27 protein-coding genes are annotated in these 26338 nt (G+C 73.1%); 15 read left to right on the top strand and 12 right to left on the bottom strand.

Annotated elements, in window-relative coordinates:
• Positions 1 to 36: 36 nt before the first annotated feature.
• A complete protein-coding gene (gene nadA, locus F8279_RS11285) occupies positions 37 to 1212 on the bottom strand; it encodes a quinolinate synthase NadA (protein ID WP_175438735.1) in 1176 nt (391 codons plus the stop codon).
• A gap of 43 nt (positions 1213 to 1255) precedes the next feature.
• Between nadA and F8279_RS11280 the strand changes: the two genes are divergently transcribed.
• The 4 genes from F8279_RS11280 to F8279_RS11265 all read left to right on the top strand — a co-directional run bounded on the left by F8279_RS11280 (position 1256) and on the right by F8279_RS11265 (position 4612).
• Positions 1256 to 2416 carry a glycerate kinase gene (locus tag F8279_RS11280; protein ID WP_151499893.1) on the top strand — a complete coding sequence of 387 codons (1161 nt, stop codon included), beginning with the start codon at positions 1256 to 1258 and terminating at the stop codon, positions 2414 to 2416.
• 140 nt (positions 2417 to 2556) lie between these two features.
• Entirely contained in the window at positions 2557 to 2925 is a 369-nt protein-coding gene (gene erpA / locus F8279_RS11275) for an iron-sulfur cluster insertion protein ErpA (RefSeq protein ID WP_091421072.1), read from the top strand.
• A 176-nt stretch (positions 2926 to 3101) separates the two neighbouring features.
• The gene (locus F8279_RS11270; protein ID WP_091421069.1) at positions 3102 to 4076 is read left to right on the top strand and encodes a carbohydrate kinase family protein; all 975 of its coding nucleotides are present in this window, start codon (positions 3102 to 3104) and stop codon (positions 4074 to 4076) included.
• On the top strand, positions 4073 to 4612 hold the full coding sequence (locus F8279_RS11265; protein ID WP_151499892.1) for an ATP-binding protein: 540 nt from the start codon (positions 4073 to 4075) through the stop codon (positions 4610 to 4612). Before F8279_RS11270 ends, F8279_RS11265 begins: the two co-directional genes overlap by 4 nt.
• Here F8279_RS11265 and F8279_RS11260 read toward each other — a convergent pair.
• Both F8279_RS11260 and F8279_RS11255 read right to left on the bottom strand, forming a co-directional pair.
• Positions 4609 to 4833 (bottom strand): sulfurtransferase TusA family protein, encoded by a 225-nt coding sequence (locus F8279_RS11260; protein WP_091421062.1) that lies wholly within the window; start codon positions 4831 to 4833, stop codon positions 4609 to 4611. The two genes, F8279_RS11265 and F8279_RS11260, sit on opposite strands and share 4 nt — an antisense overlap.
• Positions 4830 to 5981 (bottom strand): cysteine desulfurase family protein, encoded by a 1152-nt coding sequence (locus F8279_RS11255; protein ID WP_151499891.1) that lies wholly within the window; start codon positions 5979 to 5981, stop codon positions 4830 to 4832. Before F8279_RS11255 ends, F8279_RS11260 begins: the two co-directional genes overlap by 4 nt.
• A 171-nt stretch (positions 5982 to 6152) precedes the next feature.
• Between F8279_RS11255 and coxB the strand changes: the two genes are divergently transcribed.
• Complete coding sequence (gene coxB, locus F8279_RS11250; protein ID WP_151499890.1) at positions 6153 to 7124, top strand: cytochrome c oxidase subunit II; 972 nt, start codon at positions 6153 to 6155, stop codon at positions 7122 to 7124.
• Between the two features lie 10 nt (positions 7125 to 7134).
• Positions 7135 to 7563, top strand: coding sequence for a cytochrome c oxidase subunit 4 (locus F8279_RS11245; protein WP_091421051.1), 429 nt, complete (start codon positions 7135 to 7137; stop codon positions 7561 to 7563).
• A 424-nt stretch (positions 7564 to 7987) separates the two neighbouring features.
• Here F8279_RS11245 and F8279_RS11240 read toward each other — a convergent pair whose 3' ends face one another.
• The 4 genes from F8279_RS11240 to F8279_RS11225 form a co-directional block, all read right to left on the bottom strand.
• The gene (locus F8279_RS11240) at positions 7988 to 8194 is read right to left on the bottom strand and encodes a hypothetical protein (RefSeq protein WP_151499889.1); all 207 of its coding nucleotides are present in this window, start codon (positions 8192 to 8194) and stop codon (positions 7988 to 7990) included.
• 146 nt (positions 8195 to 8340) lie between these two features.
• Positions 8341 to 9387: an anthranilate phosphoribosyltransferase gene (gene trpD / locus F8279_RS11235; RefSeq protein ID WP_091421045.1), complete on the bottom strand. Its 1047-nt coding sequence runs from the start codon at positions 9385 to 9387 to the stop codon at positions 8341 to 8343.
• An 80-nt stretch (positions 9388 to 9467) separates the two neighbouring features.
• The gene (locus tag F8279_RS11230) at positions 9468 to 9866 is read right to left on the bottom strand and encodes a hypothetical protein (protein WP_091421042.1); all 399 of its coding nucleotides are present in this window, start codon (positions 9864 to 9866) and stop codon (positions 9468 to 9470) included.
• A gap of 104 nt (positions 9867 to 9970) precedes the next feature.
• The gene (locus F8279_RS11225; RefSeq protein WP_225853228.1) at positions 9971 to 10906 is read right to left on the bottom strand and encodes a cytochrome c oxidase assembly protein; all 936 of its coding nucleotides are present in this window, start codon (positions 10904 to 10906) and stop codon (positions 9971 to 9973) included.
• Positions 10907 to 11032: 126 nt separating this feature from the next.
• Between F8279_RS11225 and F8279_RS11220 the strand changes: the two genes are divergently transcribed.
• The 5 genes from F8279_RS11220 (at position 11033) to F8279_RS11200 (ending at position 16200) form a co-directional block, all read left to right on the top strand.
• Complete coding sequence (locus F8279_RS11220) at positions 11033 to 11632, top strand: heme-copper oxidase subunit III (RefSeq protein WP_091421033.1); 600 nt, start codon at positions 11033 to 11035, stop codon at positions 11630 to 11632.
• Between the two features lie 72 nt (positions 11633 to 11704).
• Positions 11705 to 12538, top strand: coding sequence for a cytochrome c (locus tag F8279_RS11215; protein WP_091421029.1), 834 nt, complete (start codon positions 11705 to 11707; stop codon positions 12536 to 12538).
• Between the two features lie 67 nt (positions 12539 to 12605).
• A complete protein-coding gene (locus F8279_RS11210; protein WP_091421026.1) occupies positions 12606 to 13694 on the top strand; it encodes a ubiquinol-cytochrome c reductase iron-sulfur subunit in 1089 nt (362 codons plus the stop codon).
• Positions 13691 to 15322, top strand: coding sequence for a cytochrome b N-terminal domain-containing protein (locus F8279_RS11205; RefSeq protein ID WP_151499888.1), 1632 nt, complete (start codon positions 13691 to 13693; stop codon positions 15320 to 15322). Before F8279_RS11210 ends, F8279_RS11205 begins: the two co-directional genes overlap by 4 nt.
• 209 nt (positions 15323 to 15531) lie before the next feature.
• A complete protein-coding gene (locus tag F8279_RS11200) occupies positions 15532 to 16200 on the top strand; it encodes a DUF4142 domain-containing protein (protein WP_091421019.1) in 669 nt (222 codons plus the stop codon).
• Positions 16201 to 16261: 61 nt separating this feature from the next.
• Here F8279_RS11200 and F8279_RS11195 read toward each other — a convergent pair whose 3' ends face one another.
• The 5 genes from F8279_RS11195 to F8279_RS11175 all read right to left on the bottom strand — a co-directional run bounded on the left by F8279_RS11195 (position 16262) and on the right by F8279_RS11175 (position 21712).
• Positions 16262 to 16549 carry an Lrp/AsnC family transcriptional regulator gene (locus F8279_RS11195; protein ID WP_013287689.1) on the bottom strand — a complete coding sequence of 96 codons (288 nt, stop codon included), beginning with the start codon at positions 16547 to 16549 and terminating at the stop codon, positions 16262 to 16264.
• 52 nt (positions 16550 to 16601) lie between these two features.
• Complete coding sequence (locus F8279_RS11190; RefSeq protein ID WP_151499887.1) at positions 16602 to 17477, bottom strand: sugar phosphate nucleotidyltransferase; 876 nt, start codon at positions 17475 to 17477, stop codon at positions 16602 to 16604.
• On the bottom strand, positions 17474 to 18001 hold the full coding sequence (locus F8279_RS11185) for an NUDIX domain-containing protein (RefSeq protein WP_091421012.1): 528 nt from the start codon (positions 17999 to 18001) through the stop codon (positions 17474 to 17476). The genes F8279_RS11190 and F8279_RS11185 overlap by 4 nt, the downstream gene beginning before the upstream one ends.
• Positions 18002 to 18040: 39 nt before the next feature.
• Positions 18041 to 19828, bottom strand: a complete 1788-nt coding sequence (locus F8279_RS11180) for a bifunctional (p)ppGpp synthetase/guanosine-3',5'-bis(diphosphate) 3'-pyrophosphohydrolase (RefSeq protein WP_091421992.1) — start codon at positions 19826 to 19828, stop codon at positions 18041 to 18043.
• A gap of 129 nt (positions 19829 to 19957) precedes the next feature.
• Positions 19958 to 21712: a DEDD exonuclease domain-containing protein gene (locus F8279_RS11175; RefSeq protein ID WP_151499886.1), complete on the bottom strand. Its 1755-nt coding sequence runs from the start codon at positions 21710 to 21712 to the stop codon at positions 19958 to 19960.
• A 127-nt stretch (positions 21713 to 21839) separates the two neighbouring features.
• On the opposite strand from F8279_RS11175, the gene F8279_RS11170 reads away from it, so the two are divergent.
• The 4 genes from F8279_RS11170 to F8279_RS11155 all read left to right on the top strand — a co-directional run bounded on the left by F8279_RS11170 (position 21840) and on the right by F8279_RS11155 (position 26333).
• Positions 21840 to 23237: an NYN domain-containing protein gene (locus tag F8279_RS11170; protein ID WP_151499885.1), complete on the top strand. Its 1398-nt coding sequence runs from the start codon at positions 21840 to 21842 to the stop codon at positions 23235 to 23237.
• Between the two features lie 130 nt (positions 23238 to 23367).
• Entirely contained in the window at positions 23368 to 23601 is a 234-nt protein-coding gene (locus tag F8279_RS11165) for a hypothetical protein (protein ID WP_091421003.1), read from the top strand.
• Positions 23602 to 23952: 351 nt separating this feature from the next.
• The gene (locus F8279_RS11160) at positions 23953 to 25212 is read left to right on the top strand and encodes a M48 family metallopeptidase (RefSeq protein WP_091421000.1); all 1260 of its coding nucleotides are present in this window, start codon (positions 23953 to 23955) and stop codon (positions 25210 to 25212) included.
• The gene (locus tag F8279_RS11155; protein ID WP_091420996.1) at positions 25209 to 26333 is read left to right on the top strand and encodes a glycosyltransferase family 4 protein; all 1125 of its coding nucleotides are present in this window, start codon (positions 25209 to 25211) and stop codon (positions 26331 to 26333) included. The genes F8279_RS11160 and F8279_RS11155 overlap by 4 nt, the downstream gene beginning before the upstream one ends.
• Positions 26334 to 26338 lie beyond the last annotated feature (5 nt).

Raw genomic sequence — 26338 nt, 5'->3', positions numbered from 1 at the left:
GGTGCGTTTCCGTGCCAGCGGTGTCACCGACGGTGATCAGGCTCCCGGAAGGGCGAGCATCTGGTCCAGCGCCGACCGGGCGTGCCGGGCGGTCTCCGGGTCGACCGTGATCTGGTTGACCACGCGGCCGGCGACCAGTTCCTCCAGCGCCCAGACCAGGTGCGGCAGGTCGATCCGGTTCATCGTCGAGCAGTAGCAGACCGCCCGGTCGAGGAACATGATCTGCTTGTCCGGGTGGGCCAGCGCGAGCCGGCGTACCAGGTTCAGCTCGGTGCCCACCGCCCACGCCGAGCCGGCCGGGGCCGCCTCGATGGTCTTGATGATGAACTCGGTCGAGCCGACCAGGTCGGCGGCGTTCACCACCTCGTGGCGGCACTCCGGGTGCACCAGCACGTTCACGCCCGGCACCCGCTCGCGTACGTCGTAGACGCTGTCGAGCGTGAAGCGGCCGTGCACCGAGCAGTGACCCCGCCACAGGATCATCTTCGCGTCCCGCAGCTGCTCCGGGGCCAGCCCGCCGTTCGGCTTGTGCGGGTCGTAGAGCACGCAGTCGTCCAGCGAGAAGCCCATCTCCAGCACCGCGGTGTTGCGGCCGAGGTGCTGGTCGGGCAGGAACAGCACCTTGCGGCCCTGCTCGAAAGCCCAGTCCAGGGCCCGCTTGGCGTTCGAGGAGGTGCAGACCACACCGCCGTTGCGACCGACGAAGCCCTTGATGTCGGCCGAGGAGTTCATGTACGTCACCGGCACGGTGTCCGCCGCGATGCCCAGGTCGGTGAGCGTGTCCCACGCGGCCTCGACCTGCGACAGCACCGCCATGTCGGCCATCGAGCAGCCGGCGGCGAGGTCGGGCAGGATCACCTTCTGCGCGTCCGAGGTGAGGATGTCCGCGCTCTCGGCCATGAAGTGCACGCCGCAGAAGACGATGTACTCCGCGTCCGGCCGGGCGGCCGCCTCCCGGGCCAGCTTGAACGAGTCGCCGGTCACGTCGGCGAACTGGATCACCTCGTCGCGCTGGTAGTGGTGGCCCAGGACGAACACCTTCGTGCCGAGCGCGGCCTTCGCGGCGGCGGCGCGGGCCACCAGGCCGGGGTCGCTCGGCGCGGGGAGATCACCCGGACACTCCACGCCACGCTCGGTGGCGGGGTCGCTGCCGCGGCCGAGGAGCAGCAGCGCCGTGGCGGTGTTGGACGGCTCAACCCAGGTCGAAGTCACGCCCCCATGGTCCCACAGCGCGACCACGGCGCAGCCGTCCCCGATGTGGCCTGCCACACTGCTGCGCATGCGCGTGCTGCTCTGCCCGGACAAGTTCGCCGGCACGCTGTCGGCCCCCGACGTGGCCGCCGCGGTGGCCGACGGATGGCGTGACGCCGCCCCCGGGGACGATCTGCTGCTCCGGCCACTCGCCGACGGCGGGCCGGGGTTCGTCGACGTGCTCGCCGGGGCGCTCGGCGGACGCCGGGTGCCGGTACCCACCGTCGACCCGCTGGGCCGTCCGGCCGCCGGTGAGATCCTGCTCACCGGCGACGGAACCGCGTACCTGGAGAGCGCGCAGGCGTGCGGACTGCACCTGCTCACCGCCGCCGAACGCGATCCGAAGGCGACCACCTCGTACGGGCTGGGGCTGCTCGTGGCCGCCGCGGTCGAGGCGGGCGCGCGGACGGTGGTGGTGGGGCTGGGCGGCTCGGCCACCAACGACGGCGGCGCCGGGATGCTCGTCCCGCTGGGCGTCACTCCGCTGGACGGCGCCGGCCGGGCCCTGCCGTACGGCGGCGCGGCGCTCGCCGCGGTGGCCGCGCTCGACGGCGAGCCCCGGCTGCGCGGCGTGACGCTCGTCGCCGCCACCGACGTGGACAATCCGCTGCTCGGGCTGCACGGCGCGAGCAGCGTCTTCGGCCCGCAGAAGGGCGCCGACCGGGCCGACGTGCTGCTGCTCGACGCCGCGTTGCAGCGCTGGGCGGAGGTGCTGACCGAGCGGCTGCCGGGCTGCCCGCCCGGGCTGGGCGCGCTGCCGGGCGGCGGCGCGGCCGGCGGCCTCGGCGCGGCCGTGCTGGCGCTGGGCGGCCGGTGCGAGTCGGGCATCGGTCTGGTCACCCGCGCGGTGAAGCTGGACGCCGCGCTCGACGCGGCCGATCTGGTGATCACGGGTGAGGGCTCGTTCGACCACCAGTCGCTGCGCGGCAAGGTGGTCGCCGGCGTGGCCGGCGCCGCCCGGGACCGGGGCGTGCCCTGCGTGGTGCTGGCGGGACGGGTGAGCACCGGGCGGCGGGAGGCGGCAGCGGCCGGTGTCACCGACGCGTACAGCCTGGTGGAGCACTTCGGCGGCGAGGAGCACGGGGGAGTGGACACGGCGATGACCCGCCCGGTCGAGGGGCTGCGCGCGCTCGGCGCCCGCCTGGCGCGGCAGTGGAGCCGCTGACCGGCTGCGCTGGTCACGCCGCCGGGTGGTGACGCCGGAGGCGGCGTACGATCGAAAGACGGACCACACCGGGAATCACTGGCGGACGTGCGGCGTTGGCCAGGACGTCCGGACCTCATACCGCGCAGGGAGACTTCCACGTGACCACGCCAGCGCAGACCGAGTCGACCGAGGCCAAGGCCCCCAGCACCGTCGTCCTCACCGACGTCGCGGCGCAGAAGGTCAAGGCCCTGATCGAGCAGGAGGGCCGCGACGACCTGCGGCTCCGGGTCGCCGTGCAGCCGGGTGGCTGCTCCGGCCTGCGGTACCAGCTGTTCTTCGACGAGCGCTCGCTCGACGGTGACGTCGTCACCGACTTCGACGGTGTCGAGGTCGTCGTCGACCGGATGAGCGCCCCCTACCTGGCCGGCGCCACCATCGACTTCGCCGACCGGATCGACGCCCAGGGCTTCACCATCGACAACCCGAACGCCGGCAGCTCCTGCGCCTGCGGCGACTCCTTCAGCTGAGTCGACGGCCGACCGGAAACGGCGGGCCGCCCCCGAGTGGGGCGGCCCGCCGCTTCGTCGTACCCGCGCCTGACGTCCGGATGTGCGCCGATCGACCGGTTGCCGACCGACCGCCGTCCGGCCGGTGCGGGGGCCGGTAGGCTGACCGCGCCGTGCTCCCGACCCCGAGGGTTGACATGAAGATCGCCGTGACCGGCTCGATCGCGACCGACCACCTGATGAGCTTCCCCGGCCGCTTCGCGGACCAGCTCATCGCCGACCAGCTCGACAAGGTCTCGCTGTCCTTCCTCGTCGACGAACTGGTGCTCCGGCGCGGCGGCACCGCGGCGAACATCGCCTTCGGCATGGCCCAGCTCGGGCTGCGCCCGGTGCTGCTCGGCGCGGTCGGCGCCGACTTCGCCGACTACCGCTCCTGGCTGGAGCGCCACGGCGTCGACTGCGACTCGGTGCACGTCAGCGAGGTCGCGCACACGGCACGCTTCGTCTGCACCACCGACACCGACATGTGCCAGATCGCCTCCTTCTACGCCGGGGCGATGAGCGAGGCCCGCAACATCGAGCTGGCCCCGGTGGCGCAGCGCCTCGGCGGTCTGGACCTGGTGCTGGTCAGCGCCAACGACCCGGCCGCGATGATCCGGCACTCCGGCGAGTGCCGGGACCGCGGCTACTCCTTCGTCGCCGACCCGTCGCAGCAGCTCGCCCGGATGGACGGCGAGGACGTGCTCGGCCTGATCGACGGCGCCGACTACCTGATGACCAACGAGTACGAGAAGTCGCTGCTGCAGAGCAAGGCCGGCCTGACCGACGAGCAGCTGCTCGACCGGGTCAAGGTGCGGGTCACCACGCTGGGCAAGCAGGGCGTGGAGATCGCCGGCCGGGAGATCGGCACGATCCGGGTGCCGATCGCGCGGGAGATCCAGGCGGTCGACCCGACCGGCGTCGGCGACGGCTTCCGGGCCGGTTTCTTCGCCGCGCTCGACTGGGGCGTCGGCCTGGAGCGGGCGGCCCAGGTCGGCTGCCTGCTGGCCACGCTCGTGCTGGAGAACTTCGGCGGCCAGGAGTACGAGGTCCGCCGGGACCTGTTCGTGAAGCGACTCGCCGAGTCGTACGGTGACGCGGCCGCCGAGGACGTCCGGCCGCACCTGCTGTGACCGCCCCGGCCGGCGGGGTGGAGCCGGAGGTCCGCCCCGGCTCCGGCGGTCCGGTGCTCGTCGCGTTCGCCGGGCTGCCGGGCGTGGGCAAGACCACCCTGGCCGCCCGCGTCGGTGCCGCCCTGCGCGCCCCGGTGCTGCCGGTCGACCCGGTCGAACGGGCCCTGCACCGCTACGGCCTCACCGGCGACGTACCCGGCATGGCCGCCTACGGCGCGGTCGCCGGGCTGGCCGAGGTGCAACTCGGCCTCGGGCTCAGCGTGGTCGTCGACGCGGTGAACCCGGTCGCCAGCGCCCGGGGCCTCTGGCACGACGTGGCCGAACGCGCGGGCGTGCCGCTGCGGGTGATCGAGGTGCACTGCGGCGACGAGGCGGAGCACCGCCGCCGGGTCGACGCGCGCCCGCCCGAGGACGGCACCTGGGAGCTGACGCTGCGCCGCCGCGCCGAGTACGAGCCGCTGATCGGCCCGCGCCTGGTGGTCGACACCGCGGTGGCAGCCGACCCGCTGCCCGGCATCCTCGCCTACCTGCGCTAGCCGCTCACCCGGACGTCGTAGGCGGGCCCCGGGCGCTCGGCGACGAACTCGTGGCCGCGCATCCGGCACCACGCCGGGATGTCCACCGCCGCCGCCGGGTCGTCGGCGAGCACCCGCACCACCGCGCCGGCCGGCAGGCCGGGCACCAGCCGGGCGAGATTGATCACTGGTAGCGGGCAGCGCTGCCCCCGGCAGTCCAGCACCTCGTCCGGCTCACTCACAGGTCCGTCACCCCCGCCTCCGCCCGCAGGTCCGCCACGATCCCGGGCAGCTCCGCCAGGAACCGCTCCACGTCCGCCTCGGTGGTCTCCCGGTGCAGCGACACCCGCACGTTGCCGTGCGACAGCACCCCCATCGCCTCCAGCACGTGTGACGGACGCAACGTCGACGACGTGCACGACGAGCCGGAGGACACCGCGAACCCGTGCCGGTCCAGCGCGTGCAGCAACGCCTCGCCGTCGACGTACAGGCAGGAGAACGTCACCAGGTGCGGCAGCCGGTCCACCGGGTCGCCGACCACCTCCACGTCCGGCACCTCCGCCGCCACCCGCGCCCGGATCCGGTCCACCAGCGGACCCAGCCGGGCCGCCTCCGCCGCCGCGTCGGCCGCCGCCGCGCGCAGGCTCGCCGCCGCCGCGACCACCGCCGGCAGGTTCACCACCCCGGGGGTACGCCCCGACTCCCGCTCGTCGGCCGGGTACGGCGACTCCCAGCGGGTGCCCTTGCGCACCACGAGCAGCCCGACGCCGGGCGGCCCGCCCCACTTGTGCGCGCTGGCGGTCAGCACCGACCAGCCCGCCGGCAGCGGCGCCCGGCCGGCCAGCTGCGCCGCGTCCACGTACAGCGGCACGCCCGCCTCGGCGCACAGCTCCGCCGCCGCGGGCACCGGCTGCACCGTGCCCACCTCGTGACTGGCCCCGATCAGCGCCGCGGTGGCCACGCCGGGCGCGGCCACCGCCGCCGCCCAGGCGTCCAGGTCCAGCCGGCCCAGCCGGTCCACGGGTACGGACACCGCCGCGCCGCCGGCGGCCGTGTGCCGCTGCGCGGCGTGCAGCACCGCCGAGTGCTCGATCGCCGAGTGCACCAGCGTCGCCCCGGCCCGCCGCCGCCCGGCCAGGCCGCCGAGCACTGCGGCGTGCGCTGCCGCCGTACCGCTGGGGGTGAAGGACAGCTCGTCGGCACGGACGCCGAGCGTCTGCGCGGCGGCCTCCCGCGCGGCGTCGAGAAGCTGTCGGGCCCGGCGGGCCGCCGAGTACAGCCGGGCCGGGTCCGCCCAGCCGTCGTCCAGGGCGGCCAGCATCGCCTGCCGTGCGACCGGATGCAGCGGCGCCGCGCTGGCGGCGTCCAGGTAGACCGGGGAGACGCTCATGACGCTCCACGCTATCGCCCGGTTACGCCCAAGATCCCCCCGATGGGGGTGGACAGCGACCCCAAGACGGCCTGGCCGGTCATGGTCGAGTAATCTGCGACCGTCGGTGACGCCTTTGCCGTCGGTGTCAGGGAGAACAACCGCCGCGGCGCGCTAGGGAGGCAGGACCAGGTGGTCGCAAGGAGTTCGGAGGTACGGCGCTCGGCCGTACAGGACAGCGCTTCCCCGGGGGCCGGTGGACGCCGGCGGCGTGGTGCTGGTCGAATCGCCGGGCTCGGTCTCGGCGCGGCGGCGCTGCTGCTCTCGCTCACCGGCTGTGACGTCGGCAAGGCGTTCGGCGGGTTCGGCTGGCCGCAGGGCGGCATCACGCCCGAGTCGCACCGCATGTACGACCTGTGGATCGCGTCCTGCATCGCGGCGCTCGCCGTCGGCGTGTTCGTGTGGGGCCTGATCTTCTGGTGCGTGGTCCGCTACCGCAAGCGCGGCAACGAGCTGCCGGTGCAGACCCGCTACAACCTGCCGATGGAGTTCCTCTACACCATCGCGCCGATCCTCGTGGTCTCCGTGCTCTTCTACTACACGGCGGTCGTGCAGACCGACGTGGTGAAGGAGTCGAAGAACCCGGACGTCACCGTCGAGGTCGTCGCGTTCAAGTGGAACTGGCAGTTCAACTACCGCGACGGCCAGGGCCGCGACGCCAACACCGTCGCCTCGGTGCTCGGCACCAGCGAGGTCATCCCGGTGCTGGTGCTGCCCAGCGGCCGCTCGATCCGCTTCGAGGAGACCAGCCGCGACGTCATCCACTCGTTCTGGGTGCCGGAGCTGCTGTTCAAGCGGGACGTCATGCCGGGCAACGTGCGCAACACGTTCGAGGTCTCCAGCATCGACCAGGAGGGCGCGTTCGTCGGCCGCTGCGCCGAGCTGTGCGGCAGCTACCACGCCTTCATGAACTTCGAGCTGCGGGTCGTCTCGCCGGAGAAGTACGAGCAGTTCCTGGCGGCCAAGAAGGCCGGCAAGTCGACCCAGGAGGCGCTCAGCGCGATCGGCGAGCCGGAGTACGCCACCGAGACCAAGCCGTTCGACACCCGGCGCGACGTGAACAACTTCAACCCGTCCGACGCGACGGCCGGCGCGGGAAGCTGAGGGGTCCGGCATGAAGACCGAGTGGAAGATCTTCCTGACCATCGCCACGTTCCTCCTCGGCGCGACGATCCTCTACGGCGCCTGGACGTACGCCGACAGCGGCGGTCACGTGGAGTGGATCGGCACTGTGGCGCTGCTGCTGTCCTTCCTGCTCTGCGCGATGTGCGGCGGCTTCTTCTGGTTCGTCTCCCGCCGTATCGACCTGCGCCCCGAGGACCGGCCGGATGGTGAGATCGCCGACGGCGCCGGTGAGGTCGGCTTCTTCAGCCCGGGCAGCTACTGGCCGTTCGGTCTGGCGCTGGCCGCCGCGATCGCCGGTCTCGGCCTGGTGTTCTGGCAGTTCTGGCTGCTGGGGCTGGGCCTGGTGGCGGTCGTCTTCGCCACCTGCGGGCTGCTGTTCGAGTACTACTCGGGCACCCGCCGCACCGCCGAGCACTGACCCGAAGCACCAGCCGCAGGCCCGCACCCCCTTCCCGGGGGCCGCGGGCCTGCTGCTTTTCCCCCCGGGGGGCCCGCCGCTGCATGCGTTGATCATGAAGTTGACGGCATCGGCGGTCCTTTTTGTCCCCGTCAACCTCATGATCACCGCCCGTGCGGTCGGGAGCGCCGTTCCACTTACCAAGATCTCGCTCACCGCGCGGCTTGCCCCGATGGGCGGGATCGCGGTCCGCTCCCTCTCACGGGCGGCGGACTCGGGTGGACGTGGCGGGAAGAGAGATAGCCGCGCACGATGCCGCGGCGCGGCGGGGCGGCGCAGCGCGGAAGGAATGCGGGAGGGTGCGGCGCAGCGCGGAAGGAGTGCGGCGCGGTGCGGCAGGGGAGGGCGCGGCGTGGGAAGGCGCCGCAGGGGAGGGGAGGGGAGGTCAGGCGGCCTGAGGGTGGGACGGGCGGCGGGCGCGGCGGCCGGACAGGCGGGTCTCGCGGAAGGTGAACGTGGCGATCACCACTGCAGCGCCGCAACCGGTGCAGATCAGCTCGGGGCAGTCGGCGCCGTGCCCGTCGCCGCACGGCGGCGCCTCGAACAGCACGACGCCTTCGCAGGTGTCACAGTGCAGCTCGCGGTCAGACACGGGTGGCTCCTCTCGCTCCGGGCACCGGCCGAGGCGGGGAGGCGCCGGCCGGCGGACCGAAGACCGAAAACGGAAAGACCGAAAACGGAAAATAACTCCCGTGTAGTTTGGCACGCGGGTACGACAACACCCGCGCCAGGCCGCCGTCAGGCGGCGCGCGCCACCTCGAGCCAGCGCTCCAGCGCGGCCGCGGCGCCGCCCGAGTCGACCGCCTCGGCGGCCCGGTCCAGGTTGGCCCGGAGCACCTCGTACAGGTCGCCGTCGAGCGGGCCCTGGGTGGCCAGCGCCACAGCGGCGTTGACCAGCACCGCGTCCCGCACCGGGCCGGTCTCGCCCGCCAGCAGGCGGCGCACGACGTCGGCGTTGTAGACCGCGTCCCCGCCGCGCAGGTCGGCCAGGGTGGCCCGGGGCACGCCGAGCTCGGTCGCGTCCAGCACGGCCTCCGTGACGGTGCCCTGCTGCGCCACCCAGATCCGGGTGGGAGCGCCGGTGCTGAACTCGTCCAGGCCGTCCTCGCCGCGTACCACGATCGCGGAGTCGCCCCGGGCCGCGAAGACGGCGGCCATCACCGGGGCCATCCGCTTGTCGAAGCAGCCCACCGCGCCCGCGCGGGGCCGCGCCGGGTTGGTCAGCGGGCCGAGGAAGTTGAACGCGGTGGGTACGCCGATCTCGCGCCGGACCGGGCCGGTGTGGCGCATGCCGGGGTGGAAGCGGGCGGCGAAGCAGAACCCGATGCCGGCCTCGGTGACGCAGCGGGCGACCTGCTCGGGCGCCAGGTCAAGGGGTACGCCGAGCTGCTCCAGCACGTCGGCGGTGCCGCAGGAGGAGGAGGCGGCCCGGTTGCCGTGCTTCACCACGCGGACCCCGGCCCCGGCGACCACCAGGGCCGCCATGGTGGAGATGTTCACCGTGTGGGCGAGGTCGCCGCCGGTGCCGACCACGTCCAGCGCGGTGGCGCGCACGTCCTCGGGCAGGTGCACCGGCACCGCGCGGGTCAGCATGGCCTCGACGAGGCCGCCCAGCTCGGCGGGGGTCTCACCCTTGGTGCGCAGCGCCACGGCGAACCCGGCGATCTGCGCGGGGGTGGCCGAGCCGGCCATGATCTCACCCATCGCCCACGCGGTGTCGGCGGTGGAGAGCTCCTCGCCGCGCAGCAGCGCGTTGAGCAGAAGCGGCCAGGTCCGTTCGCCCATGGCGGGCCTCCCGAGCGGCGTGAGGAAAGCGGTTGGGGCGCGCCACGGCCGCGTCGCCGTGGCGCGCGAAGGCCGGGGGATCAGGCCGCGGCGTGGGTGCGGCGCAGCAGCTCCGCCACGGTGCTGCCGGCGACCACCGGGTCCAGCGGGTGGGTCAGCGTGGCGTCGACCTCGGCGTACGCGGCCAGCCAGCGGTCGGCGGCGCGGGCCAGCACCACGCAGGTGGGCGGCGCGTCGTCCCGGTCGTCCTTGATCTGGCGGGCGATGCCGATGCCGCCGCCCGGGCTCGCCTCGCCGTCGAGCAGCATCAGGTCGATCTCGTAGTCGTCGACCAGCCGGATGCAGGCGTTGTACTCGTCGGCCTCGACGAACTCGATCTCGATGCCGGGCGCCGGCCGGGTGCCCACGGCGAGCCGCATGCGGTCGCGGACCTTCGGGTCGTCGCTGTAGAGCAGGACGGTGCAAAGACGATCGCTCATCGTGACGTGGCTCCCACCTCGTAGCTGCCCGCTGATCGTAGCGGGCGTCACATCCGGCCTGTCGCCCCGCCCGGGCGGGCTCGGGGCGTACCCCGGAACGGGCCTCAGGCGCTCGCCTCGGCGGCGCGCTCGCGGGCCTCCTGGCGGTCCAGCTCGCGGTCGAGCCGGCGGGCCTCGCGCTCGGACTGTTTGACCCACTGGACGACCAGGACGGCGAGCATGGTGACGCTGACGAACTCGCCGCCGGCCCACAGGATGCCCCCGGCCACCACCTGGTCGTTCCACGGGTCGGACCAGGACAGGTTGAGCGACGGGTACCAGTCGCCGCCGAACAGCGTGGTGCTCTGCATGATGGTGAGGCCGAGGACGGTGTGGAACGGCACCGAGAGCAGCATGAGCAGCGCGCGCCCCGGGTACGGCCAGCGGCCGGGCAGCGGGTCCAGGCCGAGCAGCGGCCAGAAGAAGACGCAGCCGGTGGCGATGAAGTGCGCGTGGACCAGCTCGTGCGCCCACTCGTGGCGCAGCGTGAACTCGTACAGGTCGGTGAAGTACAGCGCGAACGGGTTCACCACGAAGATGGCGAAGGCCACAAGCGGGAAGCTGTAGATCCGGATCACCTTGCTGTGCACGATCGCGAGCAGCCGCTTCCGGGGCCGCACGGGCAGCGTGCGCAGCGCCAGCGTCACCGGCGCGCCGAGCGCCAGGAAGATCGGCGCGATCATCGACAGCACCATGTGCTGCACCATGTGCACCGAGAGCAGGGCCGTGTCGTAGGCGCCGAGGCCGGTGAGCGTGACCAGGGCGATGCCGCCGAGGCCGGGGCCGAGGAACGACACGGTACGGATGACCGGCCAGCGGTCCCCGCGCAGCCGCAGCCGGTGCACCCCGTAGAGGTAGAGACCGGCGGCCAGGACGATGCCCAGCGTGAGCCAGCTGTCCAGCCGGGTCTCGGTGAGGACCCGGGCCACGGTGAACGGCGGCGGGGCGCCCTCGCCTCCCGCCGCCAGCGTCGCCGGAACAGCCGAGGTGACGGCGCGGATCTGATCGACGTGCAGCACGCTTTTCAGGGTAGGTCAGGCGAAGCGGACCTCCACTATCGGGCCACGGAAGGGCTCGGTTTGGCACCCCGCTGATCGTCGGTCCCGGTCAGGGGCAATAATGACCGCGTGACTGCGGCCCCAGCCATTGACAAGAGCCGGATCCACTCCCTGACCCGACCCAACATGGTCAGCGTCGGGACGATCGTGTGGCTCTCCAGCGAACTCATGTTCTTCGCGGCGCTGTTCGCGATGTACTTCTCCATCCGCGCGGCTGCGCCGGAGCAGTGGGAGAAGCACACCGAGGTGCTGAACATCCCGTACGCGACCACGTTCACGGTGATCCTGGTGCTCTCCTCGATCACCTGCCAGATCGGCGTGTTCGCGGCCGAGCGCGGTGACGTCCACGCTCTGCGCCGGTGGTTCACGATCACCTTCGTGATGGGTCTGATCTTCGTGCTCGGTCAGCTGAACGAGTACCGGACCCTGGTGCACGAGGGTGTGAAGATCAACGAAGACGGTTACGGGTCGATGTTCTACCTGACCACCGGCTTCCACGGTCTGCACGTGACCGGCGGTCTCATCGCCTTCGTGATCTTCATGGTCCGTACCACGATGGGCCGGTTCACCCCAGCCCAGGCGACCTCGGCGATCGTCGTGTCCTACTACTGGCACTTCGTGGACGTCGTGTGGATCGCGCTCTACGCCATGATCTACTGGCTCCAGTGATCTTGGCGCGTCACGAACCGCGCCGCTGCTCCGTCCCCTGAGACAAGGTCCAACCGGTTAAGGACACAGGTCATGACTTCTGACAACGACCGCCGACGCGGTCTGCTCGCGCGGCTGCGCGGGCGGCCCGTAGTGCGCAGCAGGGGCCGCCGCCGGCTGGGCGCCGCGGTCCGGCTGTTCGCCGCGCTGATGCTGGCCGGCGGTGCCTACACCGTCTTCGCCCCCGGCGTGCAGGCGCAGGACAACCCTCCGTTGACCGCCGCAGGCAACGAGGGCAAGGCGCTGTTCGACGTGAGCTGTGTGACCTGTCACGGTCGCAACGCCCAGGGCGTCGAGGGCCGTGGTCCGAGCCTGATCGGCGTCGGAGCGGCCTCGGTCGAGTTCCAGGTCAGCAGCGGTCGCATGCCGATGGCCCGGCAGGAGGCCCAGGCCATGCGCAAGCCGCCGCAGTTCACCGACGAGCAGGTGCGCCAGCTCGGGCAGTACATCCAGGAGCTCGGCGGCGGCCCGGAGGTGCCCAACGGGGACCTGCGTGAGGGCGCCAACCTGTCCACCGGTGGTGAGCTGTTCCGGATCAACTGCTCGCAGTGCCACGCCTTCAGCGGCGGCGGCGGCGCGCTGTCCTCCGGCAAGTACGCGCCGAGCCTGGCGCCGGCCAGCGACCGGCAGATCTACGCCGCGATGCTGAGCGGCCCGCAGAACATGCCGGTGTTCGGCGACAACCAGATCACGCCCGAGGAGAAGGCGGACATCATCGCCTACATCCAGGAGACGCTGAAGCACGACGGCGACCCGGGCGGCTTCAACCTGGGCCGCTACGGCCCGTCGACCGAGGGTCTCGCGATCTTCCTGGTCGGCATCGTCGCGCTGGTCTTCGCGAGCCTGTGGATCGCGGGCAAGTCGTGACCGGACGGATCAATGCTTCCAGTGCTGTGGCGCCGACCCCCGGCGTCACCCGTAGCGAGGTGACGGCATGAGCACCCACACCGAGCACCAGGCCCAGCAGGGCCCGGAGCCGCTCGACGTGAACGACCCCCGGCTCTCCCGGTTCGACATCGTCCAGGAGGGCGCGCGGCGCGACGACATCGAGATCGTCCACTACGAGCCGCAGGTGGTCCCGGGCAGCAAGGCCGAGCGCCGGCTGACCCGTACGGTCGCCCTGATGTTCCTGCTGACCGGCGTCTTCGCGACCGCCTTCCTGGTGGTCTACATCTGGTGGCCGTGGCAGTGGGAGCCGGGTACCGGTGGCGACAAGCTCTACACGCCGCTGCTCGGCGTGACGCTGGGCCTGGCGCTGCTGGGCATCGGCTTCGGCATCCTGACCTGGGGCAAGAAGCTGCTGCCCAAGGAGGTCTCGATCCAGGACCGGCACGACCAGGCCGACGACCCGGAGGGTCGCAAGATCACCGGCGAGACCATGCTCTACCTGGCCGACGAGATGGGCGTACGCCGCCGGCCGCTGCTCGGCATCTCGCTGCTCGCCGGCCTTGCGCCGGTGGGCGCGGTGGCCGCGGCCCCGCTGATCGGTGGCCTGATCGAGCAGCCGCACAAGAACAACCAGATGTTCACCACCGGCTTCCAGCCGGCCGAGGGCGGCAAGAAGATCCGGCTCATCCGTGAGGACGGCCGCCCGATCCGCCCGGCCGACGTCAGCGTCGGCGGCCAGCTCACCGTGTTCCCGGGCATCGACGGCGGCGTCAGCAACCTGCACGCCGACTCGCCCACCCTGCTCATCCACCTGCGGGAGGACGACGCGCAGAAGTCGCGCGCCGCGAACGAGCGCAAGGGCCACGGCGACTACATGTGGGGCAACTACGTCGCGTTCTCCAAGATCTGCACGCACGCCGGCTGCCCGGCCAGCCTCTACGAGCAGCAGACCAACCGGCTGCTCTGCCCCTGCCACCAGTCCCAGTTCCTCATCACCGACAACGCCAAGCCGATCTTCGGCCCGGCGAACCGGCCGCTGCCGCAGCTGCCGATCGAGGTGGACGAGGAGGGCTTCTTCGTGGCGAAGTCCGACTACACCGAGACCATCGGTCCCGACTTCTGGGAGCGGCCATGAAGCGCCGAAAGTTTGATGCGGCCGCGCTGCCGGCCAAGAGCGCGCGGGCGGTGGACGACCGCTTCCAGGTGGCCACGCCCCTGCGCAAGCTGCTGAACAAGGTCTTCCCCGACCACTGGTCGTTCCTGCTCGGCGAGATCGCGCTGTTCTCGTTCATCGTCCTGCTGCTCACCGGCGTCTTCCTGACGTTCTTCTTCGAGCCGGCGATGACCGAGGTCATCTACAACGGCAGCTACGCGCCGCTGCGGGGCACCCCGATGTCGGCCGCCTACGCCTCCAGCCTGGACATCTCGTTCGATGTCCGGGGTGGTCTGATCATGCGGCAGATGCACCACTGGTCGGCCCTGCTGTTCATGGCCGCGATCGTGGTCCACATGCTGCGGGTCTTCTTCACCGGGGCGTTCCGCAAGCCGCGTGAGACCAACTGGATCATCGGCTCGCTGCTGTTCTGGGTCGGCTTCCTGGCCGGCTTCACCGGCTACTCGCTGCCGGACGACGGCCTGTCCGGCACCGGTCTGCGGATCGCCTCCGCGATCATCCTGTCGATCCCGGTGATCGGTTCCTGGGTCAGCTCGTCGATCTTCGGCGGGGAGTTCCCCGGCACCATCATCATCAGCCGCTTCTTCATCGCCCACGTGCTGCTCGTCCCGGGCCTGCTGGTGGCGCTGATCAGCGTGCACCTCGGCCTGGTGTTCAAGCAGAAGCACACCCAGTGGCCCGGCCCCGGCCGGACCAACGAGAACGTGGTCGGCGAGCGGATGTTCCCGCGCTACGCGCTCAAGCAGGGCGGCTTCTTCATGGTCGTCTTCGGCGTGATCGCGCTGATGGGTGGCCTGTTCCAGATCAACCCGATCTGGCTGTTCGGCCCGTACGAGGCATGGGTGGTCTCGGCGGCCAGCCAGCCCGACTGGTACGTCATGTTCCTCGACGGCTCGACCCGGCTCATGCCGGGCTGGGAGATCCACATCCCGATCGGCAACGGGTACGTGATTCCACCGTTGTTCTGGCCGACGGTGGTGCTACCCGGAATCCTGGTCGGCCTGTCGACGATGTACCCGTTCCTGGAGGCGCGCCGCCTCAAGGACTACAAGCACCACAACCTGCTCCAGCGGCCCCGGGACGTTCCGGCCCGGACCGCCGTGGGCGCCATGGCGCTCGCCTTCTACGTCGTGCTGACCCTCTCCGGCGCCAACGACGTCATCGCGGACAAGTTCCACATCAGCCTGAACGCGATGACCTGGGGTGGCCGGATCGGCCTGCTGCTCCTGCCGCCGATCGCGTACTACATCACGTACCGGATCTGCCTGGGTCTGCAGCAGCACGACCGGGAGGTGCTGGCCCACGGCGTGGAGACCGGCATCATCAAGCGGCTGCCCGACGGCCGGTTCGTCGAGGTCCACCAGCCGCTCACCTCGGCGGAGGGCCACGACGGTCACCCGCCGGCGCTGGACTACGTCGGCTGGGTGGTGCCGAAGAAGATGAACCGGCTCGGTGCCCTCGGCCCGGCCATCCGGGGCTTCTTCTACCCGATCGAGAAGCCGGCCGAGGCGCCGGTCTCGCCGGGACACCCGCCGGTCGAGGCCCGGCCGGAGCGGGAGGAGATCGGCAGCGGCGAGAGCCGTCGCTGACCCTCCCCGGTACGACTGACAGTGGCGCCCGCCGGATCTTCCGGCGGGCGCCACTGCCGTTTCCGCCCGGTCGTCCCGTTGCCCCCCGCTCACGCCGGGCGACCGGTGCGCCGACGGCCGTCGCCCCCGACACGGACGGGTGGAATCGCAGGAATAACCCCGGTCAGCCGGGTATCCGTGCGGTCCGACGTCTCATGGGGGAGGAACGAATGTTGGGAATCAAACGCCTGGGCCTGCTGGCCGCGCTGGTGGTCGTGGGGCTGGCGCCCGCCGCCGCGTCGCAGGCTGCGGCGCAGCCGTCGACGCAGGACACGCAGTACCTGCAGGCGGTGCACCAGGTCAACCTGTTCGAGATCACCGCCGGTAACCTGGCCCAGCAGAAGGGCCAGAACCAGCAGGTCAAGGACCTGGGCAAGATGTTCGTGACGGACCACACCCAGCTGGACCAGACGGTGCAGTCGACCGCGCAGCAGCTCAACGTCCAGTTGCCGGCCGATCCGACCGCCGACCAGCAGAAGGTCCTCGACAAGCTGAACAACCTGAACGGGGCCGAGTTCGACAAGGCGTGGGTGACCGCGCAGCTCGCCGGTCACGTGCAGGCGATCCAGGCCACCCAGACCGAGATCTCGCAGGGCTCGGAGCAGTCGGTGGTGCAGATCGCCCAGGACGCGCTGCCGGTCCTGCAGGCGCACTACGACGCGCTCGTGGCCCTGGCCCAGACGCTGGGTGTCCCGGTTCCGCAGACCAGCGCCAGCGGCACGCCCAGCCCGGGCGGCACCACGTCCCCGGGTGGCACCGAGTCGCCGGCTCCGGGCGGCACCGAGACCGAGGAGCCCGCTCCGGGCACCACGGAGACCCCGGTGCCCAGCCAGAGCTGACGTACCGCACGGTCGACGGTGGCCGGTCCGCCCGCGAGGGCGGGCCGGTCACCGGCTCGTGTCAGTCGGCGTTCGCGAGCCCGATCGCGAACGCCTCCTCCAGGTCGTGCTGGGAGTAGGCGCGGAACGCGATGTGCGACTCGGTGTTGAGCACACCCGGCACCTTCGAGATGCTGCCGGCGATGACCTGCGCGATCTGCTCGAACTCCCGGACCCGGACCATGGCGATCAGGTCGACGTGCCCGGCCACCGAGTAGACCTCGCTGACGCCGGGCAGGTTGGCCAGGGTCTCGGCCACCTCGGGGATGGAGTCGGTGGCGCAGTCGATCAGCACGATCGCGGTGATCACGGGACGGTTCTCCGTTCGTCGGCGACGAGGCCCATGCTAGAGCCCGAGCCCCTCACCGCGCCGCCGGGACGGTCAGGTCGTCCCCGGCCCGGATCACCTCACGCAGGCGCTCCCCGGCCGCGACGGTCGCGCCCGGCCACACCACGGACCGGTCGACGTCGCCGTGCACCCGCGCGCCCGCGCCGACCACCGAGGCCGTGACCCGGCCGTCCACCGTCGCGGCCGGGTCCACCAGCCCTCCCGGGCCGGCCGCGTGCAGGTTGGCCGCCAGGTAGTCGGCCGGGGTGCCGGTGTCGTAGAACGTGCCCCGGTACGGCACCACTGTCAGCGCGCCGGCCGCCTCCGCCGGGCGCCACACCGCCCGGACCAGGTCGCCGAACGTGGCCGGCAGGTCGCGGACCAGCCGCCACGGCAGCAGCGAGAAACCCACGAAGTCGTGGCCGTCGAAGGTGCCGGGGGCGTCCGGGTCGTCGGCGGGCCGGCCGAGCAGGCGTACGCCGTGCCCGTCCCAGCCGTCCAGCAGCGCGGCGATGTCCGGGCCGGGGGGTGCCTGCGGGTCGGCCAGGTACGCGTCGGCGTTGCCCACGAGCACGCCCCGGCCGGCGATCCAGTCCCGCAGCCGGCCCACGCCCCCGGCGGTGCCCAGCGGAGCGTCCGGCTCGACCGACAGGTGGGCCCGTCCGCCCACCCGCGCGACCACCTGGTCACCCAGGTAGCAGGCGTTCACCGCGACCCGCTGCGGGCCGGTCAGGCCGAGCCCGGCCAGCCGGGCCAGCGCGCGGTCCAGCAGGGGGACGTTCCCGACCGGGCAGAGCGCCTTCGGCACCCGCTCGGTGAGCGGGCGCAGCCGGGTGCCCTCACCCGCGGCCAGCACCACCGCGCACACCTCGACACCCGCGGCCGGAGTGCCCGCGTGCGGGGTGCTCACGCGGCCGGTCGGTTCTCGCCGGCGCGCGGGCCGATGCCGTAATACCCGAGCAGGTTGGCGGTGGCGCGGCTGAGCCGGGGCAGGTCGTCGAGCGGATGGAAGGCGGCCTCGAGGACCTCGGCGCCGTCCACCTTCAGTTCGGTGGTCGACGCCGGCACCTCCGCCTCGAAGACCACGTCGACCCAGCCCTTGGCGTGCACCACCGCGTTCGGCACCGCCGGGCGCAGCACGTCGGGGGACAGGCGGACGCCGGACTCCTCGTACAGCTCGCGGGCCGCGCCCACCACCGGGGCCTCGCCGCGTTGCAGCAGCCCGGCCGGCAGCGTCCAGCTGTAGCCCGGCGGCTGGCGCAGCAGCAGGATCCGGCCCGCGCCGGTGGCCTCCGCGTCCCGGAGCAGCGTGACCGCGCCGACGATGTACTTCGGCACGGCCAGCCGGACCAGCCGTCGCCGCAGCGGGACCGGCAGCCGGTAGAAGAGCTTGTAGCCGAGGGCCCGTCCGGTGGCACGTGCGCGGGGGATCATGCCGTCCAGGCTAGTGGTCCCGGCGCGGGCCGGCTCCGTCTACTGCCGGTGGTCGACCAGATCGATCAACTGCTGGACCACGGTGTCCGGCTCGACCGTGCGGTCGAAGACCGCCACCAACAGCGTCTCCAGGTCGGGGTAGCCCAGTTCCTCGGACAGCCGCAGCAGTGGCAGGTCGCTGGCCAGGCCCCGGTTGTGCTTGCGCAACGCCAGGCCGATCGAGGCCCGGCCGAGCCGGACCTTGTCGGCGATCGAGATGCCCGGCTCGGTGTGCTCGGCGAACCAGCGGTTGATCTGCATCTGGGCGTGCGGGGACTTCACGAAGCCCAGCCACTCCCGGCGCGGGCCGCGCGGGGCCGCGTCCGCCTCGAAGCCGCTCTCCGCGTCGTTCTCGGTGAAGATCTCCACCACGTCGCCCTCCTCCAGTTCGGAGGAGAGCGGCGCCAGCCGGCCGTTGATCCGGGCGGCCAGGCAGTGGTCGCCGCGCTCGGCGCCCAGCTCGTACGCGAGATCGACCGGGGTCGCCCCGGCCGGAAGCACCAACTGCCGCCCGTCGGCGACCACCTGGATCTGCGCCTCGGACAGGTCGCAGCGCAGCGACTCCATGAACTGGGTCGGGTCGACGGTCTCCTGTTCCCAGTCGAGCACCCGGCGCAGCCAGGCCAGTTCGTCCGCCCGGTCCGCGCCCCGGCCCGCGGCCCGGGGGAAGCGGTAGTGGGCAGCCACGCCGTACTCCGCGGAGCGGTGCATCTCGGTGGTGCGGATCAGCACCTCGACCGTGCGGTCCTGGGGGCCGCAGACGCTCGTGTGCAGGGACCGGTAGAGGTTGTTCTTCGGGGAGGCGATGAAGTCCTTGAACCGGCCCGGCACCGGCCGCCAGAGCCCGTGCACGGCGCCCAGCGCGGCGTAGCAGTCGGTCGCCGGACCGTCCACCACGATCGCGATGCGGGGCAGGTCGTACGGGGCGGCGTGGTCGCCGGCGACGGTGTCCTTCCAGATCGAGTAGAGGTGCCGGGGGCGGGGGGAGACGTCGGCGTCGACCCGGTTGCGGCGCAGCGCCGCCCGGGTGCGGGCGACCACGTCGGCGAGGTAGGCGTCCCAGCCGGGCCGGTCGTGCACGAACCGGGCGATCCGCGCGTGCTCCTCGGGCCGCAGGTGCAGCAGCACCACGTCGTCCAGCTCGCGTTTGAGCGTCTGGATGCCCAGCCGGTCGCAGAGCGGGACCAGCACCTCCTGGGTCTTGCGGGCGATCCGCTCCCGGGAGGCGGCCGAGCGGACGCCGAGCGTACGCATGTTGTGCAGGCGGTCGGCCAGCTTGATCACCAGGACCCGGACGTCCTTGCCGGCCGCCACGATCATTTTGCGGACGGTCTCCGCCTCGGCGGCCTTGCCGTAGAACGCCTTGTCGAACTTGGTCACGCCGTCGACCAGGTGGGCGACCTCACGGCCGAAGTCCTCCTGGAGCGCCTGGAGCGTGTAGCGGGTGTCCTCCACCGTGTCGTGCAGCAGGGCGGCGACCAGCGTGATGGTGTCCATGCCGAGGTCGGCGCAGATCTGCGCCACCGCCAGCGGGTGGGTGATGTACGGCTCGCCGCTCTTGCGGAACTGGCCGCGGTGCATGTTCTCGGCGATCGTGTAGGCCCGGCGCAGCACCGAGGCGTCGGCGCTCGCGTGGATGCCGCGGTGGGCCCGGACCAGTGTGGTGACCGGGTCGCCGTCCGCGGTCGGCCAGGTGAGCAGGGAACGCAGGCGGCGGGTGAGCGGCAGTTCGCCCTGGGTCGGGAGCGCGCCACCCAGGGCGGCGCCGTGTCCGGCGTCGACGTCCACCTGGGACACCTCCTCACCCCGGCCCTCGGCCACCGGGAACCGGCGACCGGGAGCAGAGCCCGCGAATCGGGCAGGTCTGCACTCCTTTAACAGACTAAGGGAGTCGAGGTAGTCCGATCGGTCAGTTGGTCATGAGCGTTCGGTCGAGAGTTTGGCGGATCCGCCGTTCTCCGCCTTCGTCAGCAGGTCGCGGAAACGCCCCGCGCCGGCCACCGGCGAGGCCCATCCGTCGGTCGCCTCGACCAGCCGGGTCTCCGGTCGTTCCAACCAGGACAGGATCCGCTCGGTCTCCTCGGCGGTCGCGGCCGGCACCGGACCGTGCCCGGGCAGCACCGTCTCGGCGGTGGCCCGGATCGCGGCGATCGTGGGTCGCGGATGGACACCCGGCGGGGACACTCCGGCCCCGGCGAGCCGGCCGTGCCGGATCAGCGCCAGCTCCCAGCCGCCCCCGGCGGCCGGACGGGCGGCGGCCAGCTCGGCGATGCCGGTCAACGCGGCCAGCCGCTGCATCCGGACCGCCGCGCGCAGCACCGCGACGAGCCGGCCGCGTACCACGGCCGCCTCCTCGTACCGCTCGGCAGCCGACAGCACCTCGATGCGGGCGAGCAGCGCGTCCACCACCACTGCGGGGTCGTCGCTGGTGGCGGTGCGGAACGGGGTCGCCGCGCGGTCGTCGTACTCCTCGGGGGTGATCTTGTGCTCGCAGGGCGCCGGGCAGCGGCCCAGCTCGGCCAGCGCGCAGGCCGGCATGGTGGTGCGCCGGGAGAGCCGGTGCGTGCACTGACGCAGCGGCACCGCGTCGTGGAAGCCCGCGGCGGCCAGCTCCGCCGCCTGCCGGGACCGGAACGGCCCCAGGTAGGCCGTGTCGGTGGGCGCGAGGGCACGCACGATCGACAACCGGGGGTACGCCTCGTCGGTGAGCTTCAGCCACACCTGACGCTCCGGATACTTCGACCGGCGGTTGTACGGCGGCGCGTGCGCCGCGATCAGCCGCAGCTCGCGGACCTCCGCCTCCAGCGAGTGGGCGCACTCGACCGCCTCCACGCGCTCGGCGGCGGCGAGCATCTCGGAGATCCGGGCCCGCTTCTCCGCGGCCGTGAAGTAGCTGCGGACCCGGGTGGCGATGTCGCCGGACGTGCCGACGTAGAGCGGCCGGTCGTCGGCGGCGCGGAAGATGTAGACGCCCGGCACCTTGGGCAGCCCGTCGGCGAGGTGCCGCTTGCGGCGCTGGGTGGGCGTGACCGCGCGGGCGAACTCGATCGCCTCGCCGACCGTGTCGACCCGGTGCCCGCCGAGGCGGCCGATCAGCCCGTGCAGCACGTCGACGGTGGCCTTCGCGTCGTCCAGCGCCCGGTGGGTGGGCTGGGTCGCGGTGCGGAAGTAGGCGGCGAGCGTGCCCAGCTTGCGGTTGGGCACCTCGTCGCGGGTGAGCACCCGCCGGGCCAGCGCGGCCGTGTCCAGCACCCGGGGGTTGGGCCAGCGGTAGCCGTGCTTCGCGCAGGCGGCCTTGAGGAAACCCACGTCGTACGGCGCGTTGTGGGCCACGAGCACGGCGTCGGTGACGAACTCCAGGAAGCTGGGCAGCACCTGCTCGATCGGCGGCGCGGGCAGCAGCATGGCCTGGGTGATGCCGGTGAGCACGGTGATGAACGGCGGGATCGGCACGCCCGGGTTGACGAGCGTGGCGAGCACGCCCAGTTCCTCGCCGCCGCGGACCTTCACCGCGCCGATCTCGGTGATGCCGCCGCCGTCGGGAGCGCCGCCGGTGGTCTCCAGGTCGACCACCACGAAGGTGGTCGCGTAGAGCGGCAGCGCCGGGTCGACGCCGCTGCCCGCCGGGTCCAGGCCGGCCAGCGACTCCTGGACGTACTCCGCTCGTGTCACCCGCGGGACGCTAGCGGCACGGTCCGACACTCCTGTCACTGCCGTCCCAGGAGATACCACGGGGGTACGATGAGAGATCGGCTCACTCACCGGGCGGTGGGCCCGTTCGGGGTGGGAGACTTGCCTCATGCCCCTCACCGAGCCGTACGACGACCGCTCCTCCGTGGAGGAGCCGGTGGTCGGCGTGCCCGCGGGTGAGGACGCGCCACCACCGGTCGAGCCCGAGCCCGTGCTGCCCGAGCCGGTCCGGCAGCGGATCGTCACGCTGACCGCCGCCGTGCTGCCCGGCCTGCCCGCCGACGAGGTGCCGGTGCCGCTGCGGCGGGTCGCCAAGTTCGCCCCGAACCGTCGCGCCCGCCTCGGCGCGCCCGCGATCGCCGCCCAGCTCACCGCCGACCCGCTGTTCCGCCAGCGGATCACGGCCCGGGTGCTCGTCGACGCCGGCGACCTGGGCGCGGCGGTCGTCGAGGGCACCGCGCCGGCCGCCGCCGACCCGGTCGAGGTGGCCGCCCTGGCCTACCTGGCCCGGCCCCGCGGCTGGCGGGACCTGATCGAGGCCAGCGGCGAGGCGGTACGCGCCGAGGCCGACAGCGCGGTCGTGGCCGAACTGGTACGCGAGGCCGAGCAGCGGGCCGCTCGCGCCGAGCACGACCGGGCGGTGGCCCGGGTCGAGGCGGAGAAGCTGCGCGACGAACTGGCCCGGGTCCGCGAGGAGCTGGGTCAGCTCCGCGAGGAGGCCCGCCAGCTGACCCGTACCCTCCGGGAGACCCAGGCCCGCGAGCGCAAGGCCACCGAGACGCTCGCCACCGAGCGGGGGCGGGCGGCCCGCGCCGCCGCCGACGCGGACGCCGAGCTGCGCCGCGCCCGGGCCCGGCTGGCCGAGGCGGAGGCCGCGGCCGGGGTGGCCCGGGCCAGCGCCAAGGAGGCCCGCTCGGTCGACGACGCGCGGCTGTGGCTGCTGCTGGAGACGATCGGCCAGGCCGCTGTGGGGCTGCGCCGGGAGCTGGCGCTCGACCCGGTGGACAAGCTCCCCGCCGACTTCGTCGCCGACGCGTTCGCCGAGCAGCCGGGCGCCGCTGCGGCCGGCCCCTCGACGCGGGCCCGCGACACCGACGACCCGGCCCGCCTCGACCAGCTGCTCGCGCTGCCGCGGGCGCACCTGGTGGTGGACGGCTACAACGTGACCAAGCGCGGCTTCGGTGAGATGTCGCTGGAGCAGCAGCGCAAGCGGCTGATCACCGGGCTGGGCGGGATCGCCGCGCAGACCGGGGACGAGGTCACTGTCGTCTTCGACGGCGCCGAGCGGATCCACGGGCTGCCCCCGGCGCCGCGCGGCGTGCGGGTGCTGTTCTCCCGCAAGGGCGAGACGGCGGACGAGTTGATCCGCCGGCTGGTCCGCGCCGAGCCGGCCGGGCGGCCGGTGGTCGTCGTCTCCTCCGACCGCGAGGTCGCCGACGGGGTACGCCGGCACGGCGCGTACCCGCTGGGCGCCGACTCGCTGCTGCGGCGCCTGGCCCGGTCCTGACCGGTTGATCGTTTTCAGGCCGGCTGCTGCCTCGTTGTCCGGTTCTGTCATACCCGCGGCATAGCCTTGCGGTGACCGACGGTGGTGGTCCCTTCCCCGACCGCTACCGGCGACCCGTCAGGAGGCGTTGATGCTGATCGACTGCGACACCTGCGGCAACCGCGGCGCCGGCTGCTCCGGCTGCCTGGTGACCGCACTGCTCGACTCAGACCCGGCCGACCTGGGCCCGGCCGAGCACCGGGCGATCGAGGTGTTCGCGCGGGCCGGATTCGAGGTGGAGGTGCTGCCACCCGCGCCCGTCGCGGTTCCCGCGCCGGCACGGGCACCGGCGCCCCGCCGTACCGCCCGTCGCCGGATCGCCTGACACGTCTGCTGCCGCCCGGGGGCGCCTGTCTGCTCGGCGCTCCACGCGCGCCGCTCTTGGTTCCCCTGTCACCCGCCGCTCCGGTCGGCTCGCACGCCTCGTGAAGGATCAGCCGAAGCCGCCCGCCCGCCGACGCTCACGGCCACCTGTCCACCCCGGGCGCCACCGCCCAGCTCGATGTGTGAGCTGTGTCGGCCACCGCGCGGGGAAACTGCCGGAGTCGTATCCGGCCGCGTCGCCGGGCTGTGCTCCGGCCATGGCGGCCGCGATCGGGGCCGGGCAATAGGATGGGCGGTCACGGCGGGAGGGGAGCGGCATGACGCGGACGGGGCACGACGGCGGGGTGGGTCGGTGACCCCGCGCGCCTGGGCGCTGCTGACCCTGGGCGGCCTGGTGGTCGCGCTGCTCGTGGCGGTGGCGCTGCTGGTGCCGTGGAGCCGGCCGCCGGCACCCCGCGCCGACCAGCTCGCGGCGCTGCGGGATCTCCCGGCCGAGCAGGTGACCCGGGGCCGGGCGTTCCACGGCGCGCTGCGCCCGGCGGCCTGGTCGGCGCTGGCAGTCGGGCTGGTGGTGGCGTTGCTGCTCGGGCTGACCCCGCTGGGCGGGCGCCTGGTCGAACTGGTCGGTCGGCCTTTCGGCGGGCACTGGATCGCGCAGGCCGTGCTCGGCGGGCTGGCCGTCATGTTCCTCGCCGACCTGCTCACGCTGCCGTTCGCGGCCTGGCGCCGCACCGTGCTGGTCCGCTACGGACTGAGCACCCAGAGCTGGGGCGGCTGGGCGGTCGACCTGCTCAAGTCGTACGCGGTCAGCGCGGTGATCGGCGCGCTGGTCCTGCTCGGGTTCTACACGGTGGTCCGGTTCGCCCCCCGCTGGTGGTGGGCGTTCGGCGCGGCCGGCGCGGCGGCCCTGGTGGTGGTCCTGTCGTTCGTGCTGCCGGTGCTGGTCGAGCCGGTGTTCAACCGGTTCACGCCGATGGAGCCGGGTCCGCTGCGCAGTGAGCTGACCGCGATGGCCGCCCGGGACGGCGTACCGGTGCGCGACGTGCTCGTCGCCGACGCGTCCCGGCGTACCAGTGCGGTCAACGCGTACGTCTCCGGACTCGGTCCGACGCGGCGGGTGGTCGTCTACGACACGCTGCTGCGCGAGGCGGAGCCGGCCGAGGTGACGAGCGTGGTCGCCCACGAGCTGGGGCACGCCAAGGACCGGGACGTGTGGACCGGCACGGTGCTCGGCGCGCTCGGTGCCGCCGCCGCGGTGGTGGCGCTCTACCTGATCGGATCCTGGACGCCGCTGCTGCGGCTCGCCGGCGTCGACTCGATCGCCCAGCCCCGGGCGTTCCCGCTGCTGATCGCGCTGGTCACGGTCGCCGGCCTGCTCGCCACCCCGGCGCAGGCGCTCGTCTCGCGCCGGATCGAGGCCCGCGCCGACGCCCACGCGCTGGCGCTCACCGGCGACCCGGCGACGTTCGAGGCGATGCAGCGGCGGCTGGCCGGCGTGAACCTGGCCGACCCCGACCCGCCGCGCTGGGAGCGCCTCTGGTCGGCGACCCACCCGTCCACCGTCGAGCGGATGGCAGCCGCCCGCGCCTACGCCAGGGAGCCGGGCCGATGAGCCGCACCTTGCTGATCACCAACGACTTCCCGCCGCGCCCCGGCGGCATCCAGTCGTTCGTGCACAACCTCGCGGTGCGCCAGCAGCCCGGCTCGGTGGTGGTGTACGCGTCGAGCTGGCGCGGGGCGGAGAAGTTCGACGCCGACCAGCCGTTCGAGGTGGTGCGGGAGCGGACCCGGGTGCTGCTGCCCACCCCGCTGATCGCCCGGCGGGCGGCGCGGCTGGCCCGCGCGTACGACTGCGACACCGTGTGGTTCGGCGCGGCGGCCCCGCTGGGGCTGCTCGCCGCGGGCCTGCGGCGGCGGGCCGGGATCCGCCGGGCGGTGGCGCTGACCCACGGGCACGAGGTCGGCTGGGCGGCGCTCCCCGGCGCCCGGTCGGCGCTGCGCCGGATCGGCCGGGGCGTGGACGTGACCACCTACCTCGGCGAGTACACCCGGGCGCGGCTGGCCCGCGTGCTGGACGGGCTGACCGAGCTGCGGCGGCTCGCGCCCGGCGTGGACGTGGACGCCTATCACCCGGAGGTCGACGGCGGGCGGGTCCGGTCGCGGCTCGGGCTGGCCGACCGGCCGGTGGTGGTGTGCGTGTCGCGGCTGGTGCCCCGCAAGGGCCAGGACATGCTGATCCGCGCGCTGCCGGAGATCCGCCGCCGGGTGCCCGACGCCGCGCTGCTCGTGGTCGGCGGCGGCCCGTACCGCTCGACGCTGGAGAAGCTGGCCCGGCAGACCGGGCTGGAACGCGACGTGGTCTTCACCGGCTCGGTGCCCTCGGCCGAGCTGCCCGCCCACTACGCGGCCGGTGACGTCTACGCGATGCCGTGCCGCACCCGCAACCGTGGGCTGGACGTGGAAGGGCTCGGCATCGTCTACCTGGAGGCGAGCGCGACCGGTCTGCCGGTGGTGGCCGGTGACTCCGGCGGCGCGCCGGACGCGGTCCGGGAGGGGGAGACCGGGTACGTGGTCGGCGGCCGGGACGTGGCCCAGCTCGCCGACCGGGTGGCCACGCTGCTCGCCGACCGGGACCTGGCCCGGCAGTTCGGCGCCGCCGGCCGCGCCTGGGTGGAGCGGGAGTGGCGTTGGGAGACGCAGGCGCAGCGCATGGCTGCCCTGCTGGCCGGCTGACCGCG

Source organism: Micromonospora sp. AMSO1212t (assembly GCF_008868145.1).
Lineage (GTDB): Bacteria > Actinomycetota > Actinomycetes > Mycobacteriales > Micromonosporaceae > Micromonospora > Micromonospora tulbaghiae.
Note: the sequence above shows the minus strand (reverse complement) of the source record. Positions and strands in the feature narration are given on the sequence as shown.